Consider the following 15,162-nt stretch of genomic DNA (forward strand, 5'->3'; position numbering starts at 1 on the left):
GCGCGTTGCGGCGACTGTCAGGCTTGCGGCGCGCGGGCATGTCGCTACTGTGGATCGTGGAAGTGTTGCTTAGTCTCTAACAGTCATGATCCGGTTCGAACACGTATCCAAGCAGTACTCGGGCACGACGCGCCCGGCGCTCAACGGCATCAACCTTGAAGTGCTGCGCGGCGAGTTCGTCTTCCTCGTCGGCGCGTCCGGCTCGGGCAAGTCGAGCTGCCTCCGGCTGATCCTCAAGGAGGAGCGGCCGACCAAGGGCGCCATCCACGTCCTCGGACAGGACCTGGGGACGATCTCCTCGCGCAAGGTGCCGTACTTCCGCCGCAACATCGGTGTGGTCTTCCAGGACTTCCGGCTGCTGCCGAACAAGACGGTCTTCCAGAACGTGGCATTCACGTTGCAGGTGATCGGCAAGTCGCGGGGCTTCATCCAGGAGGCCGTGCCCGACGTGCTCAAGATGGTCGGGCTCGACGGCAAGGCCCAGCGCCTCCCGCACGAGCTCTCCGGCGGTGAGCAGCAGCGTGTCGCGATCGCGCGAGCGGTCGTCAACAAGCCGCAGATCCTCCTGGCCGACGAGCCGACCGGCAACCTCGACCCGGCCACCAGCGCCGGGATCATGTCGGTGCTGGCACAGATCAACGCCGGAGGCACGACAGTGCTCATGGCCACGCACGAGGCGGCGATCGTCGACCAGATGAAACAGCGTGTGATCGAGTTGGTCGGCGGTCAGATCGTGCGCGACGAGCGTCACGGCGGCTACGGTGTGACCACCTCCATCCCGCTGCCCCGGCCGACAGCGGAGGGGCTCGCCGTGCCCGTCGAGACGTCGACCGGCGTCGTTCCTGCGCCTGTACCGCCGGTCGTCCCCGTCGCGCCCGGCGCGCCGTCGGCCTCGGAGCCGATGACCCGCCCGCACACGCCGGTGGCCAACCCCACGGGCCCGGTCGCCGTGGGCGGTGCGACGGGCCCGGTCCAGCCGGTGTCGGCTCCGGTCCAGGCGGTGCCCGCCCCCGTTCCGGCCACCGTGCCTGCGGCCGGTGGCGAGGAGAACCTCCCCGACCACCTGAACTTCACAGCCAACCTCGACCTGAGCGGGCTGCGCGACGCGTCCGACCGCGACGGCGAACAGAATGTGGGACCCACGAAATGAGATTCGGGCTCATCTGGTCGGAGGTCGGCAACGGCCTGCGCCGCAACCTCTCCATGGTCGTCTCGGTCGTGCTCGTGACGTTCATCTCCCTGACGTTCGTCGGCACGGCCGCGTTGCTGCAGTTGCAGATCGCGCAGATGAAGACCTATTGGTACGACCGCGCCCAGGTCGCGGTCTACATGTGCACCGAGACGGACAACTGCCCGGGCGGAGCTGCGACCGATCAGACGGTCGCCGCTGTCAAGAAGCAGCTGGAGTCGCCCGAGCTCGCTCCCTACATCCAGAAGTTCTTCTTCCAGGACCAGAAGCAGGGCTACGAGCAGTTCAAGCAGCAGTTCAAGGGCAATCAGATCGCCGACTACGTCACGGCGGACATGATCCCCCAGACGTTCTGGGTCAACCTCAAGAACCCCAACCAGTCCGACGTGCTCACCGAGACGCTCTCGAGCTCGCCCGGCGTGCAGAGTGTCGTCGACCAGCGCAGCTACCTCGACCAGATCTTCCGCATCTTGTCGGCCGGCAGCTACACGGCTCTCGGAATCGCGGCCCTGATGCTGGTCGCGGCGGTCCTCCTGATCGCGACGACGATCCGGCTCTCGGCGTTCTCCCGACGACGCGAGATCGGGATCATGCGCCTGGTGGGAGCATCCAACCGCTTCATCCAGACCCCGTTCATCATCGAGGGCGTGATCGCGGCCCTGATCGGCGCCGTGCTCTCGGCGACCGTCATCTGGATCCTCGTGCAGGTGTTCGTGCACGGACCGCTGCAGGCGAGCATCCCGTCCATCAACTTCGTGTCCATGGAGCAGGCCTGGCCGGTCATCCCGCTCGTCATCGTGATCGGTGCCCTGCTCGCCGCGCTCAGCGCGAACTTCGCGATCAAGCGGTATCTGAGGGTCTGACCCGTATAGACTGGTCTGCTGCCCGGCGACGTGCCGGGCAGCACCATCTTCGACGTCAGGAGCAGCTGTGCCCAGGGAACGTGGCCAGAAGGTCGTGGCCACCAATCGCCGAGCGCGCCACGACTACACCATCGAGGACACCTACGAGGCGGGGCTCGTCCTCACCGGCACCGAGGTGAAGTCGCTGCGCGAGGGGCGCGCGTCGCTCGTCGACGGCTACGCGTTCGTCGACGGCGGGGAGGCCTGGCTCGACGCCGTGCACATCCCCGAATACCTCGACGGCACCTGGAACAACCACGCTCCCCGCCGCAAGCGCAAGCTCCTGCTGCACAAGGCGCAGATCGTCAAGATCGAGAACAAGGTCAAGCAGGGCGGCTACACGATCGTCCCGCTCTCGATCTACTTCAGCGACGGCCGCGCCAAGGTCGAGCTCGCCGTCGCCAAGGGCAAGCGCGAGTACGACAAGCGCCAGGCCCTGCGCGAACGTCAGGACAACCGCGAAGCGGAGCGGGCGATGTCCAGCAGGCGTCATCTCGGCGAGTGACCCGCTCTGCGGCGCTCTGTCGGGAGCGGGTGGCAGGATGAGCTCATGAGCACGCACGATGAGGGCACGGGCAGCCGGGTGGCCGACGCCGTGGCCGAGCGCATCCCCGTGAACGGCACCTACAACTTCCGCGATGTCGGTGGCTATCCGGTGCCGGAGGGGGTCGTGCGCCGCGGCAAGCTGTTCCGGTCCGACGGCCTGGCGCGTCTCGGCGACGAGGGCCGGCAGTCCCTGCGCGACCTCGGCGTGCGGGTCGTGATCGACCTGCGCGACGATTTCGAGACCCAGGTGATGCCCGACGACGTCGACGGGCTCGACCTCGAGCGCCTCCACCTTCCGGTGTTCGAGGGCTCCGGGGCGTCCGCGTCGACGATCGGCGTCACGCTGGAGGGGCTCTACCAGAAGATCCTGCTGCAGCACCGTGACGTGGTCGTGCGAGCGCTGCAGGAGATCGCCGACACCGGCGAGGAGGCCGTGGTCGTGCACTGCACGGCGGGAAAGGACCGCACCGGCATCGTGGTGGCGCTCGCGCTGACGGCTGTGGGCGTCGACCGCGCGACGGTGGTCGCCGACTATGCGGCGACACAGGCCAACCTCGACGGCCAGTGGCTGGAGGGCATGATCGCCCTGGTGACGAGCCACGGTGTCGAGGTCACGCCCGACCTGCGCGTCATCCTCGGCGGCAGCCCGCCGGAGGCGCTCGAAGCGTCGCTCGACTTGCTCGACCGCAAGTTCGGCGGGGTGCGCGAGTACCTGCTCGCTGCCGGGCTGAACGAGGTGGAGCTGTCGAAGCTGCGGTCGGTGCTGGTCGATCCGGCCTGAGGTGAGGGGGATGCTCCGGCATTCACATCCAAGCCATAACCGTCTCCCAGCCGGAATGCGGTTCGATCGGGTGTTCTTGTAAGCATGGACGACACCCGGCCCACCGAGCCGCTGCCCCCGCAGCAGCCGCAGAACGCGGCGCCGCAGCAGCCGTACGCTTCTGGTTCGCAGCAGTACGCTCCCGGTCCCCAGGGGCCGACCGCGATCGTGGAGCCGTTCTACAAGCGTCACGGGCTGGCGTTCGCGATCTCCACGCTCGTGCTGGCCGTCATCCTGCTCATCGGCATCGCCGGAGCCGGCGCCTTCGCGGTCGGCTCCGTGCTGTTCCACCGCGGCTTCTCCATCTCGCACGAATTCCAGGGCGGCGGCAAGGTTCCGATTCCGGTGCCGGGCCAGGGCGGCACGGGCGGCGGAGGGCAGAAGGGCGGCGGTCAGAACGGCCGTCAGGATGAGGGTCCGATCGCCAAGGGCGTGGTCCGCGGCAGCGTCACGAAGATCGACGGCTCGACCTGGACGATCACGACGGCACGGGGCGCGTCCCTCACGGTCGACACCTCCTCGTCCACCGCGTACGGTGCGCCCGGGCAGTCGCAGAAGGCGTCCGACTTCGCGGTCGGCGACGAGGTCATCGTCATCGGCGAGCGTTCGGGCGGCACGGTGACGGCCAACCGCATCCTCAAGGTGGCCGACCTGCCGGTCCGGCCGCCGTCGGTGCCGGGTTCCAGCGCGACACCGGGCGCGACGCCCGGAAGCTGACGCTTCGACATTCGTCACGAATGTCGTGATTCGTGGCACGAATGTCGCGATTCGCGACGAATCGCGACCCGCTTCAGGACGCCGTGAACCGCGCGTGCACCTGGACGGCGACCGTGATGTCCTCCGGCTTGAGCGCGAGCGTCGCTCCGCCGAAGTCCGCGCTCATCGCACGGGCGGCCAGCGGCACCGGCTGACCGGGAGCCGGCCCGTCGCCCAGCATTCCCGGGTCGCTCAGTGCGAGAGGTCGCACGCTGCTGAGACCGAGGCTGGTGGCGTAGACGGTGGCTTTGGCCACCGCGTTCTCCACGGCCCGACGGCGCGCCTCCTGCGTGATGGACTGCCGCTTGGCCTCCGTCAGCGTCCAGGTGACACCCTGGATGGTCACGCCGTCGAGCATCGAGACCACGCCCAGCCAGTCGGACAGGGCGGTGGGCTCGCCGAAGGTCACCTCGATGCCGACCTCCGCGTGGAAGACCGGCGCCAGCCTGCGGCCGTCCTGGTTCCACGGCCGGTCTCCCCACACCCGCAGCTGGTCGGAGGCCCACGACGTCACCGGGCCCGACTGCGGGTTGTGCAGCTCCCGCAGCTCCGCGACCAGGGAGGCGTGCCGCTGCGTCGTCAGCGCGAGTGTCTCGTCGCGCTGCTCGCCCTCGTATCCGACCGTGATGCGGACCACGCCGCGCTCGGCCGGGTGCGTGATCTCGTACTCGCCCTGGACGGTGATGATCGTGTCGGCCATTCCCCGATGCTGGCATAGAACCGGCGTCGATGTTGTTGTAGGATCAGAAGCTCGCCGCGGCATGCGGTGATTGCATCTGGACAACTCAACAGCGCGCGATGACGACCCGGCCTCACGGCCGTCGCACGGGGATGATCGGTTTCGACATTGTCTGCGAGAGTGTGAGAAGCGGGTCGAGGATGCATGGTTATCTCGTAAACGATCCATGCAAAAAATAAGTGCCAATAACAAGAGCACTGTCTCGGCCAAGGCCGACTTCGCCCTCGCGGCGTAAGTTCCCCTTCGCCATCTGAAGAGACCGTCAGACCGGGAACTGTCTTCTACCCGGATCCTGGCGTCAGCTAGAAGACTTGCTTCTGCGTTGAGCATCAGGGCGCAGAGGGACTCCAACTGATACTGAGCCCGTCGGAGCAGGTGCCAGCGACAAGTTCCGGGGCTGAGAAAGCGACTTCACTGGCTACGCCCGTAGAAGGCACATGACCACAGCAGTGGACGGGGGTTCGATTCCCCCCATCTCCACCAATCGGTCGTCGTCGCGCGTTGCTTGAGATCCGCGTAATCACGCGGAAGTCGGGGCCTTTTCCGCTTGCGGGAGAGGCCCCGATTTGGTCGCGTGCCCACACTTTGCCCACACTTTTGTGGGCATTGGGTGATCTCGTTGGCTCTAACGGAGCTCATTGTGATTACACGAGCGTTATGGGCGCGGAGTTAGTTGCGTGCCCACACGTCGGCGAGGTTGGCCCGGCGGGCACCCTCGTCGAGGCGCTCAGCCACCTCGTCGAGATCGTCTTCGAACAGATCCGCGTACGTGTCGAGTGTCATCGCGGCCGACTTGTGGCCGAGCATCCGCTGGACCGCTTTGACGTTCGCTCCGGAGCTGACGGCGAGGCTCGCCGCAGTGTGCCGGAGATCGTGCGGAGTGAGGCGCTCAATGTCGGAGGCGACGAGAGCGTCGAGAAACCATGACGACGTGCCGGCGCTGGTTTTGGGTCGGCGCAAGAACTGCCCGAAGCGATCGGCGAAGACCAGGTCGTCTGGCGCTTTGCCTTCGCAGAGGTGCGCGAGCGGCTCGGCGAGGACGGCGGGGAACGGCACGGCGCGCTTCTCCCACGACTTTGGTGCACCGACGAGGATCTTGCCGTCGACCTCGGTGGCCGTGCGGCTGATCTGCAGGCGTCGACGCAGCATGTTCAGGTCGCGAACTTGGAGCCCGACGGCCTCTCCCCATCGCAGCCCGCAGTACGCGAGCAGGACGATCATCGTCCGTTGGGTTGGCGTGGCGGCAGCTGCGGCGAAACGGGCGACCTCGGCGTGGCTGAGATAACGACGTGGCTTGTTGGAAACCTTTCGGGGCGCTCCCTCTGTGCGCCGCGCGACATTCTTGGGTACTCGGCCATCTTTGAGGGCCATGTCGAGGACGCCGGCAAGCACACCGAGGGCGCGGAGAACGACCGTCGCTGAGCGCGGACGGGCCTGCGCTGCAGGGACGGTCTTTCCTCCGCTCTTGTGCGTGACAGCCGTTCCTTGCCCAAGCTGACGGATCCACTGCTCCACGGCGCTGGCGCGGATCGCCCCGACTGGTGTCGTTGCCCAACGCGGGCCGACGTAGACGCGCCACGATACGGCGATCGAGTGGTAGCTCGAGGGCTTCATCGATTGCTGCTTGTTCGCCAGCCACTCGGCAGCCAATTCGCCGACCGTGACGCGTGCCGCGGCAGCGGAGACGAAGGATCCGCTTGCTTTCGAGATCTCGACGTTGGCGAGATAGAGCTCCGCGTCTCGCTTGGTAGTGAAGCCGCGTTTGTCCGTCTGGACGTGCTCCGGTGTCCGGTATCGGACCCGCCAGCGTCGTCCGGCCGCTGTGTCGTACGGAGTGACGCTGCCCATGATGACCTCCTAGTGACGGCGGTGGTCGTGGCGCTTCTGATCAGAAGCGCCCTCGGATACAGGTTGGCAAGTTCGGGCGAGATCGTCGCGTACTTCAGGCTTTCGAGCGTGCGGCGATTGAAACCAACCCGGCTCGGTTCTTGCGACTGCCCCGCTCCCTGATGATTGCGTGTTGGGAGACCGTGTCAAGGGCGCTGCGCGTCGCTTCGCGATGCAGCGGAGCTGCACCCTTGACGCGGTCGACCAACGCGCGAAACTGGCCGCTGCGGGGCCGGCTGAGAGCTGCTCAGCATCAGAGGTTCCGGTGTTAGGCATCGGGAGCTCGCCTGCTCAGCGCTTGACGACTGAGACCTGTTAGTGCGGCGAGTGAGTTCCAGCTCTCGCCGGCGTTGCGCAAACGGGTGATCAGTTGGTCGCGCTCTGTCCGAGCTGCGGCCTGTTCTCGTCGCAGACGTTCGATCGTCGACGCGACGTCACGTAGATGTCGGAGCGCTTCTTCGCGTCCGCCCCACTTCGTTTCCAGCTCAGATAGAGCGTTGGTGGTTCGCGCAGTTTCAGCGATGCGCTGTCTCTCGGATGAGCGTCTGGCGGAGGCTGCGTCGCGCTCAAGCCGCTGGCGCGCGTAGGACCTTCCACGTCCCTCTGCCCGCTTTGCCTTCCCCCGATTTGCCATGCACCTTGGTTTACACGCGACCCCCGTCATTCCGGGCGCTGAGCAGCGCTCCACTTAAAGTGCCTACGTGCATTGCGTTTCGACTGGTTGTCTTTGGTCTGTGCTTGCTTGCCCTTCGCTGCTTCTCGCGCTGGGTTTCTCATCTCTTTCGGTGGTCGTCTGTAGGGTCCATTCTTCGTTACTGATTTTCGAGTCCCTCGGCCTATCTATGGCTGATCCATCTCGAGGCGGGTCCAGTGATGCGAGCCCAATTGCCAGCGCGACCTCTAGCGCGTTCGTCATTTTAAGGAGGAGCTAGCTCAACCGACGTAGGCGCTCGCGACGGCGCATTGCCACGGCGCGCACGATCAGGGGCGCGTCGCCGATTGCTGGGAGAAACCAGAACAGCCACGAGAGTAGAAGGCGCCTGGTCCACCAGGTCGCTGAGCGTCCTGTCCAGTTCAGTGCGAGGGGCATCGCCATGTCTGTGGAGTCAGCGGTAGACGAAGCCGAATGCCGCGGCCCCTCCTGCCAGGACCAGGGGTGCGTCGGTCGGCCACCAGAAGGCCGACATTGCGCAGGTGGTCGAGAAGGTGAGCAGGATGGCGCCGGGGTACCCGGCGCCCGGCGATCTGGTGACGGTATACACTCATGCCCGACCGCGAGTAACCCCGTCGTCAAGGTCCCACGCTACCCACAAGGTGCACTGTTAGTCTTTTGATTGCTGCCCCAGACCCTGGTTGCTAGAGCACTTCGCTCGCGCCGATAGGGGGCACAATGTCCGGCACCGATTCGAGAGTTTCAGCGGTCATTTTCACGCGCCCCAAACGCGGCGGTGACCGGTCCAACCCGACCACTCAATATTCGGCGCTCCTTCGTACCGTTCGAGATGCCGGCCTGTTGTCGAGGCGCCGCGGCTTCTACATCGGGATGTTCATCATCCTGGTTGTCGTTCTGAGCGCCGTCGGTGTCGGCTTCGTTCTGCTCGGTGACTCCTGGTTCCAGCTCATCCTGGCCGGCATACTCGGTCTCGTGTTCACCCAGTTCGCCTTTCTCGGTCATGAGGCGTCACATCGCCAGGTTTTCACCTCAGGCAAGGCGAACGACGTGGCGGCCCGCGTGATCGCGAACCTGATCGTCGGTATTAGCTACTCCTGGTGGATGACCAAACACAGTCGTCACCACGCGAACCCGAACATCTTCGGCAAAGACCCTGACATTGCGCGCGACTTCGTCTCGTTCACCGAGACCGACGCCGCGAAAGCGCGCGGCCCCTACGCTTGGGTGACTCGGCGACAGGGCTACCTGTTCTTTCCGCTCCTCGCCTTCGAGGGGGTGAACCTGCACCTGCACGGCTTCCGCACCGTCTTCGGGCCCGGCAAGGTCGACAAGCGCTGGCTGGAGGCACTGATGCTCGTCGCCCGATTCGGCGCTTACCTTGCCGTGCTGTTCCTCCTGCTGCCACCCGGACTGGCGTTCGCGTTCCTGGGCGTTCAGCTCGCGGTGTTCGGAATCTATATGGGCGCATCCTTCGCTCCGAACCACAAAGGGATGCCCATCCTGGCGCGTGACGCCAACGTGGACTTCCTCCGGCGCCAGGTTCTCACGTCCCGCAACGTGCGGGGCGGCCGCCTCATGGATCTATTCATGGGCGGACTCAACCACCAGGTCGAACACCATCTGTTCCCAAACATGCCCCGACCGCATCTCAAGCAAGCACAACTGATCACGAAGGCCTACTGCGCCGAAAAGGGGATCGCATACACGGAGGCCACGCTTATCGAGTCGTACGGCATTGTAATCCGCTACCTGAACCGGGTCGGCCTGTCTGCTGGTGCCGATCCTTTCGACTGCCCAGCCGCGAGCGCGTTGGGGCGTTAAGACAGGGTGGCTCGAAACTGGGCGCTGCGTGTGGACGGAGGGCGCTGCTGTGACGGGGGTTCCTGAGGCGTTCGAAGTCATCGTCGTCGGCGCCAGGCCGCGGCTCGGCGGCGGCAATGAGTGCTTTACGCGCTCGGGCGACCGCCAGGGTACTGATGTCCGTGATCGAGAACAGCTGGGGCCGGGACAAAGTGCGCGGCGACGGGGGCGAGCCCTGAAGCCGCCAGCGGATCGATGGCCTGGTCTCCCTGGCCTGCTCTGCCCGAACGAACGGGTGTCTCGGTTCCAGCTGGTCGCTGGAAATGCCGACACGACTGGAACGGCATTGCATCCCGGGTATGTGGTCCCTCGGGCTGAGCTCGATCACCGGCTTATGCTCGCTGCCGGCAAGTCCGGGGTGATCTACCGCCAGCATGCCGGCGCGAAGTACACCAAGATGCGAGCCGCGTCGTCGTTGACGGCACCTATAGCGCGCAAGTGCTGATCGGCGCCGACGGGGCGAACGCAACGGTGCGCCGTCCTGTGGGACAGCCGCCCAACCGCGGGTACCTGGCCGTAGCCGTGCGGGGGTACGCGCCCGCCCTGGATGGCTTCGACGGGCTCTATCTTTGCTGGGATCCTTAGCTTGGCACCGGCCGGGCCTACGCATGCGCGTTCCGAACTGTCCACGGCACCGTCAATCTCGGCTACGGGACGACTGCATCGGCAATGACCCGGTCAGAGTCGGAGGATCGCGCAGCCGGACTACTCCCAGGCTTCGCGGTTGACTCCACCCGACTGACCGGACACTTATTGCCGTTATCAACCCGCATGCCCCGCCCCGTTGTCGGCCGCGTGCTTCTTGTCGGCGGCGCAGCCAGTCTGGTCAATCCGCTAACCGGGGAATGCATCTTCTGCGCGCTGACCTCCGGCGCTCTCGGCGGGAAGGCCGCTATCGCTGGTAATGCCGGTGGAGTCTATTCCCGTGCCCTTCGGAGAAGATTCGGCCGTTAACACCGCCAGTGACGAGCACTGTATCCACTTCTGGAGTGGCCATCAGTGATTGCAGCTGCCGCGCGTGCCAGCGGGTGCGATTCTCGAATCTTCCGGCAATTGGCCTCCGTCGGGCTCGGCGAGGGAGACCGCCTGAGCGGCATCGCGCGGACGCGGCTCAGGCGGCGGATACTACTTTGTGGTGGGGACGGACGCGGGCTGGCTGGCAGCCGCGTGGATCTTGTCGGCCGCGGTGCGGAGCGCGTCCTCGACAGCGTCGGTGACGGTGTTGACCTTGTCCTCGACCGCGTCGACGACGTGGTCGGTGACCTTGCTGGTACTTTCGCCAGCGTCTTTGATGCTTTGCCCTGCAGTCATGATGACCTTCTCTGAGATTGCCGTTCGCGGGTGAGGCGAGCGGACGCAGACCGGCCGCAGTGCCCGGCAATTGCTGGGCGCAACAGCGATGACGGTCCGTGTGTACTCACGATACGTCCGCCAGATGTGTGCGCTCACATCTGGCCGGGTCGGCGCCCGCTTGGCGTGGGCGGTCAGCTGATGCTTGCTACGGTGACCCGGATTTCCGTTGGGGTTAGTGCAACGTGGCTTGTGAGGTAGTTCGCGACTGTGTCGTAGACGTGTCGGCAGGTGGTTTGGGCTGCGAGGTCACGTTCCACGCCGATGCTGATCGAAACGGAGATTCGGTCGGCAGTGATGGTTACGACTACACCCGGCGGCCGGCCGTTCGACGCGCCGAGGTTGCCGATCGAGCCGGGGATGCTGAGCACGGGAGCATAGATCGCGGTGACCCCGCGTGTGCTGCGGATCAGTGTTGTGAGTTCGTCCGACAGGTCGCGTTCCTGTGTCACGAGATGTCCTCCTCATGCGCGTGCGCGTTGAAGCGAACGATGTCGTGGATGGTGATGTTGATCGCGGTGAGGTTGAGCGGGGTGTGGCGGGCGACCTCGTGGAAGATTTCGGCGCGCACTCTATCGGTGGCCGTGGCGATGGGTTCGTCCCAGTAGGCGCTCGCCTCGATCTCGAGGGTGACCGCTTTCGCGGGGATAGTGATGTCGCCGACAAAGCGGCAGCGGCCGATAAGCATGCCGCCGGCGCTGTCTGCCGCCTCGCGAATCATCCCTCGCACCGCTCCCTCGGTGATGACCAGCCGGGCAGCCGGGTCGGGGAAGGGCAACGGGATGTCACGCCCGCGACCGGCTTCCCTGCTGATGCCGGACAAGATGGCGTGCACCCAACCGTCGTCCCGCTGGGGTTGGTGCTGGGCGTCCCAGTCGAGCAGGCCAGAAGAGAGGGCACGCAGTCGTTGGAGCGCGTCGAGAGCCATTCGGCACGCTGCCGAGCGGTCGATCGACGAATCGGGTGGTGTTTGATCGCGGTCGAGGTAGTCCAGCAACTCGTCGATGGTGTGTCCGTCGAGCGAGTCCGGTGCCAGATCCCACCGGTCACGGTCTGGGGTGGGCGGTTGGGCTGTCATCGCCATTCCTCCATTTCCCGGATGACCGTTTTTCGCGAACGGACGAGAAGTCCGCGCACGGTCGAAACAGGCAGGTCCATTTCCCGGGCGATGTCCTCGTAACTGTAATCCGCGACTTCCCGCAACAGCCAGCAACGCCGCTGAATCTCGGGCAGGCCCATCACCGTCAGGGAGAGCGCCTCCTGCTCCGAGTGCGTCTCCGCAGTCGTCTCGGTGGAGGCGACAGATTGGGGCGGCAGGCTGTCTTCGTTCAGTCCGGGGTGCTGATGGCGGCTGCGGATGCGATCCAGGCAATTGCGGGTGACGACGCGCATGAGCCAGCTGGGGATCGCGTCGACGTTGTCCAGGGTGGGCAGTTTCTGCCAGAGCGTGAGGAACGCTTCCTGCACGATGTCGTCGCTCTCGTCCGTCGAGCCCAGCATTCTGATCGCATACGCGCGCATCCGGGGTCCGTGGCGGCGCACCAGCAGTTCGAACGCGGCCACATCTCCGTCGGCCGCCCGGCCCGCCAGCGTGCGATCGGTCGCCTGCTGCAACGGCACTTGCGGTCCGGACTCGGCCATGGCCCCTCCCCGGTGAAAAGACTTCACCCCGACGTGTGACGAATGGGCTAGTTCACACGTTCTAGTAGTGACTATCCCACTGCCGTCGATGCACACACAGCGCCGGTCCCATCTTCCCGTTCGAGGAGCTTCATCATGGCAACACCCACTCCCACCCAGGCGGCACCGGTCACCCCCATCGTCGCAGGCGCTTCCGGCGGCAAGACCGTCATCGAAAACAACGTCGTGTCGAAAATTGCCGGCATCGCGGCGGCGGAAGTGACCGGAGTTCACGCCCTCGGCGGTGGTGCCGCTCGTGCCCTCGGTGCGATCCGTACCGCCATAAACGCCGCCGACCTCGGTCAGGGAATCAAAGTCGAAGTCGGGGAGACTCAGGTCGCTGTCGATGTGACCATCGTCGCCGACTACCCGGTCGCGCTCCAACAGGTCGCCGCTGACGTCCGTTCAGCCGTCACCGACGCCATCCAGACCCTCGTAGGTATGGAAGTCACAGAAGTCAACGTGACCGTCAACGACGTGTACATCCCCGCCGTCGACGACGAACAGGGCGAGGCGCGAGTCCAATGACCGCCGCGCGCATCGGAATCATCATCGGCGCGGTCCTCGCCCTCACCTGGATCACGCTGGGCTTCTGGGCGTTCGTGCTGGTGGCCATCGCAATGATCCTCGGCGCGTTCATCGGACGGCTCGTGGACAAGCCGATCGACCTCCGCAACCTGTTCAACGTGTTCCGCGGGAAGCGCTCATCCTCGTGACCGCCGCCTCCTCGTCCCAGCCGATCGCCCCGCACGGCCGTACCCGGATCACTTCGAGGGCGCTTGATCGGATCGTGACTGCTGTGACCGCGGATGCCCTGGACGTCGACCCGCAACACGTCCGCGTCGAACTCGCCGACTCCGCCGGCGCACTCGCCCTCCACGTGAGCACACCGATCGGTGTGGTCGCTCTCCCGCGGATCACCGCCGACCCGGGCGTTGTCGCCCGCACCGGTGGCAACGTGCTGCAACGTGCGCGCAACGCACAAGAACAGATCCGAACCAGCGTCGCGGAGCTGACCGGATCTGAGATCGCAACAGTCGTCGTGCACCTGACCGGAGCGACCATCCAGGCTGAGGCCCGAGTCCAATGACCGACACAGGTTCGATTCACGCACGCATCCAGCGCCGCGAGACGCACTCGCCCCGGGCGATCCTAGCGATCGTCATCGCGACGATCCTGATCCTCGTGTTTGCCTGGCTTGCTCTGGAGCTTATGCTGTCCCTCCTGCATCTGCCAGCACTTCTGGTCGCCCCGACGGACATGCTCACCGCCACGGCCCGGCTGGCAACCTACCCACCGGCGGTAGTCGCCAGCGCCGCCGTCCTCGTCACCGTCATCGGGCTGGTCCTGATCATCGCCGCCCTCGCGCCCGGCCGACGAGCACGTCACCTGATCGACACCGAACGTGCCGTAACCGTCGTGGATAACGAGGTCATCGCCTCTGCTCTCGCCCGGACCGCCGCCGAGGCCGGAGGGGTCGCTCGAGACAACGCCCTGGTCACCGTCTCGTACCGCCGCGCGGTGATCCGAATCACTCCGACCTCCGGAGTGCCGGTTTCATTCGCCGCCGTGACCGAGGCGGTGACGGAGCAACTGCAGTCATTCGGTCTGCGGCCTCCCGTAACGGCGCGGGTCGTCATCGATGCGGCCGGAAAGGTCGGAGCATGAACAACACCAACCGGGCCCTCAACCGTTCACTTGTGCTGTTTGCCGGCCTGATCCTCTTCGCGTGCGGTGTCGGAGCGTTCCTGCTGGCCACCGACCCAAGTATCCGCAACGGGTGGTCGGCCGCAGCGACCCGCACGCAGGTGAGCCTCGCCTCTGCCCTCACGGCACCCGCGGTCACGCGGAACGGACCAGGATGGTTGTCCATCGCGGCAGTAGTTGCCCTCCTGCTCCTTATCGTGCTTCTGCTCGTTTTCGTCTTCCGGCAGGGGCACGGACACACCAGCAAGCTGTTCCAGGAGGGCACCACCGGCCGTGGTCGAACCGTCATTGACGCAGCACTGGCCGAACACTTGCTTCACGACTCGCTCACTGGCCGCCCGGAACTCATCACGACCAGCGTGTCCACCTACACGGTGCGACACGCTGCCGTGCTGAAGGTTGCTGTCACCTGCCGTCGCGGCGTTTCACCACGACATGTCGCGACTCTCATCGAAGCCACGCTTCGCGCCCTTGACACGCTGCTCGGGGCAGAGTTCCCGGCACTGGTCCAGATCGGCGGCGGCATTCGCACCCGACTTGCCAAGTCCACCCGACTCACGGCGACCACCGAGCCCGAACCCTCAGACCTTCTCGCGTCTGCTACACAACCCATAGCGTCCGAGCCTGCGGCAGCGGAGCAGCCTGAAAGAGTTCCCGCATCGTGAACTGCTCGTCGTCGGGTTAATCGCGGGCATGTCTTCTTTTCCGTCGCGACCTGCCTGATCGCGGGTGCCGATCAGGGTACGGCGGGATGGCCGTTGTGTGCGCGGGGATGAGTAGACGCGTCGGATCCTCCTTCGCCTTCCCAGCGCGCTTCGGATTCGGCTGTTGCGTCGGCGCGCGCGAAGGTGACGGCCGCGGCGGCGAGAGCGACGAGCGCTACACGGTCGGTTTCGCGCTGCGACTTCTCCATCAGTTCAGCTTCCAAGCGTTCGTGGGCTGCTGCGGTGTCGACGCTGATGACGTGCAGCCGTTCGGCGATGGCCGCAGCGAGCCCGTCAGTGAGTTCCTCCAGGTTGGTGTTTGCGATCTCGAGCCGGCGATCGGAGACCC

18 protein-coding genes, 1 other RNA gene and 1 pseudogene are annotated in these 15,162 nt (G+C 65.7%); 12 read left to right on the forward strand and 8 right to left on the reverse strand.

Annotated elements, in window-relative coordinates; translation table 11 throughout:
* The first annotated feature begins 85 nt into the window (after window positions 1-85).
* The 5 genes from ftsE to KNO15_RS18635 all read left to right on the forward strand — a co-directional run bounded on the left by ftsE (window position 86) and on the right by KNO15_RS18635 (window position 4,174).
* Entirely contained in the window at window positions 86-1,150 is a 1,065-nt protein-coding gene (gene ftsE / locus KNO15_RS18615) for a cell division ATP-binding protein FtsE (protein WP_241705285.1), read from the forward strand.
* The gene (ftsX, locus tag KNO15_RS18620; RefSeq protein WP_241705286.1) at window positions 1,147-2,052 is read left to right on the forward strand and encodes a permease-like cell division protein FtsX; all 906 of its coding nucleotides are present in this window, start codon (window positions 1,147-1,149) and stop codon (window positions 2,050-2,052) included. The genes ftsE and ftsX overlap by 4 nt, the downstream gene beginning before the upstream one ends.
* Before the next feature lie 67 nt (window positions 2,053-2,119).
* A complete protein-coding gene (gene smpB / locus KNO15_RS18625) occupies window positions 2,120-2,596 on the forward strand; it encodes an SsrA-binding protein SmpB (protein ID WP_241705287.1) in 477 nt (158 codons plus the stop codon).
* Window positions 2,597-2,641: 45 nt separating this feature from the next.
* Window positions 2,642-3,418: a tyrosine-protein phosphatase gene (locus KNO15_RS18630; protein ID WP_241705288.1), complete on the forward strand. Its 777-nt coding sequence runs from the start codon at window positions 2,642-2,644 to the stop codon at window positions 3,416-3,418.
* Window positions 3,419-3,502: 84 nt separating this feature from the next.
* The gene (locus tag KNO15_RS18635; protein WP_241705289.1) at window positions 3,503-4,174 is read left to right on the forward strand and encodes a DUF5666 domain-containing protein; all 672 of its coding nucleotides are present in this window, start codon (window positions 3,503-3,505) and stop codon (window positions 4,172-4,174) included.
* 73 nt (window positions 4,175-4,247) lie between these two features.
* On the opposite strand, the gene KNO15_RS18640 is transcribed toward KNO15_RS18635, so the two are convergent.
* On the reverse strand, window positions 4,248-4,913 hold the full coding sequence (locus tag KNO15_RS18640; protein ID WP_241705290.1) for an SIMPL domain-containing protein: 666 nt from the start codon (window positions 4,911-4,913) through the stop codon (window positions 4,248-4,250).
* A gap of 127 nt (window positions 4,914-5,040) precedes the next feature.
* Between KNO15_RS18640 and ssrA the strand changes: the two genes are divergently transcribed.
* Window positions 5,041-5,435, forward strand: a transfer-messenger RNA (tmRNA) gene (ssrA, locus tag KNO15_RS18645).
* 186 nt (window positions 5,436-5,621) lie between these two features.
* Here ssrA and KNO15_RS18650 read toward each other — a convergent pair.
* Both KNO15_RS18650 and KNO15_RS18655 read right to left on the reverse strand, forming a co-directional pair.
* The gene (locus KNO15_RS18650; RefSeq protein WP_241705291.1) at window positions 5,622-6,800 is read right to left on the reverse strand and encodes a site-specific integrase; all 1,179 of its coding nucleotides are present in this window, start codon (window positions 6,798-6,800) and stop codon (window positions 5,622-5,624) included.
* Window positions 6,801-7,945: 1,145 nt separating this feature from the next.
* Window positions 7,946-8,101 carry a hypothetical protein gene (locus KNO15_RS18655; RefSeq protein WP_241705292.1) on the reverse strand — a complete coding sequence of 52 codons (156 nt, stop codon included), beginning with the start codon at window positions 8,099-8,101 and terminating at the stop codon, window positions 7,946-7,948.
* A 128-nt stretch (window positions 8,102-8,229) separates the two neighbouring features.
* Here KNO15_RS18655 and KNO15_RS18660 point away from each other — a divergent pair, with 128 nt between their 5' ends.
* Window positions 8,230-9,333 (forward strand): fatty acid desaturase family protein, encoded by a 1,104-nt coding sequence (locus KNO15_RS18660; RefSeq protein WP_241705293.1) that lies wholly within the window; start codon window positions 8,230-8,232, stop codon window positions 9,331-9,333.
* Window positions 9,334-10,497: 1,164 nt separating this feature from the next.
* Here the strand turns inward: KNO15_RS18660 and KNO15_RS18665 are convergent.
* From KNO15_RS18665 to KNO15_RS18680, 4 genes are all read right to left on the reverse strand, one after another.
* Entirely contained in the window at window positions 10,498-10,683 is a 186-nt protein-coding gene (locus KNO15_RS18665) for a hypothetical protein (protein ID WP_241705294.1), read from the reverse strand.
* A gap of 173 nt (window positions 10,684-10,856) precedes the next feature.
* Complete coding sequence (locus KNO15_RS18670) at window positions 10,857-11,174, reverse strand: hypothetical protein (protein ID WP_241705295.1); 318 nt, start codon at window positions 11,172-11,174, stop codon at window positions 10,857-10,859.
* Window positions 11,171-11,800, reverse strand: a complete 630-nt coding sequence (locus tag KNO15_RS18675) for a hypothetical protein (protein ID WP_241705296.1) — start codon at window positions 11,798-11,800, stop codon at window positions 11,171-11,173. Before KNO15_RS18675 ends, KNO15_RS18670 begins: the two co-directional genes overlap by 4 nt.
* The gene (locus KNO15_RS18680) at window positions 11,797-12,363 is read right to left on the reverse strand and encodes an RNA polymerase sigma factor (protein WP_241705297.1); all 567 of its coding nucleotides are present in this window, start codon (window positions 12,361-12,363) and stop codon (window positions 11,797-11,799) included. Before KNO15_RS18680 ends, KNO15_RS18675 begins: the two co-directional genes overlap by 4 nt.
* A gap of 135 nt (window positions 12,364-12,498) precedes the next feature.
* Here KNO15_RS18680 and KNO15_RS18685 point away from each other — a divergent pair, with 135 nt between their 5' ends.
* The 5 genes from KNO15_RS18685 to KNO15_RS18705 all read left to right on the forward strand — a co-directional run bounded on the left by KNO15_RS18685 (window position 12,499) and on the right by KNO15_RS18705 (window position 14,774).
* A complete protein-coding gene (locus KNO15_RS18685) occupies window positions 12,499-12,930 on the forward strand; it encodes an Asp23/Gls24 family envelope stress response protein (protein ID WP_241705298.1) in 432 nt (143 codons plus the stop codon).
* Window positions 12,927-13,118 carry a DUF2273 domain-containing protein gene (locus KNO15_RS18690; protein ID WP_241705299.1) on the forward strand — a complete coding sequence of 64 codons (192 nt, stop codon included), beginning with the start codon at window positions 12,927-12,929 and terminating at the stop codon, window positions 13,116-13,118. The genes KNO15_RS18685 and KNO15_RS18690 overlap by 4 nt, the downstream gene beginning before the upstream one ends.
* An 83-nt stretch (window positions 13,119-13,201) precedes the next feature.
* Window positions 13,202-13,492 carry a hypothetical protein gene (locus KNO15_RS18695; RefSeq protein ID WP_241705300.1) on the forward strand — a complete coding sequence of 97 codons (291 nt, stop codon included), beginning with the start codon at window positions 13,202-13,204 and terminating at the stop codon, window positions 13,490-13,492.
* Window positions 13,489-14,070, forward strand: coding sequence for a DUF6286 domain-containing protein (locus KNO15_RS18700; protein ID WP_241705301.1), 582 nt, complete (start codon window positions 13,489-13,491; stop codon window positions 14,068-14,070). The genes KNO15_RS18695 and KNO15_RS18700 overlap by 4 nt, the downstream gene beginning before the upstream one ends.
* Window positions 14,067-14,774: a hypothetical protein gene (locus tag KNO15_RS18705; RefSeq protein WP_241705302.1), complete on the forward strand. Its 708-nt coding sequence runs from the start codon at window positions 14,067-14,069 to the stop codon at window positions 14,772-14,774. Before KNO15_RS18700 ends, KNO15_RS18705 begins: the two co-directional genes overlap by 4 nt.
* Before the next feature lie 71 nt (window positions 14,775-14,845).
* Here KNO15_RS18705 and KNO15_RS18710 read toward each other — a convergent pair.
* Window positions 14,846-15,162 (reverse strand): annotated as a pseudogene (locus KNO15_RS18710) (hypothetical protein); the annotation flags it as partial.

It is taken from the genome of Leifsonia shinshuensis (genome assembly GCF_022606355.1).
Taxonomy (GTDB): Bacteria; Actinomycetota; Actinomycetes; order Actinomycetales; family Microbacteriaceae; genus Leifsonia; species Leifsonia shinshuensis_B.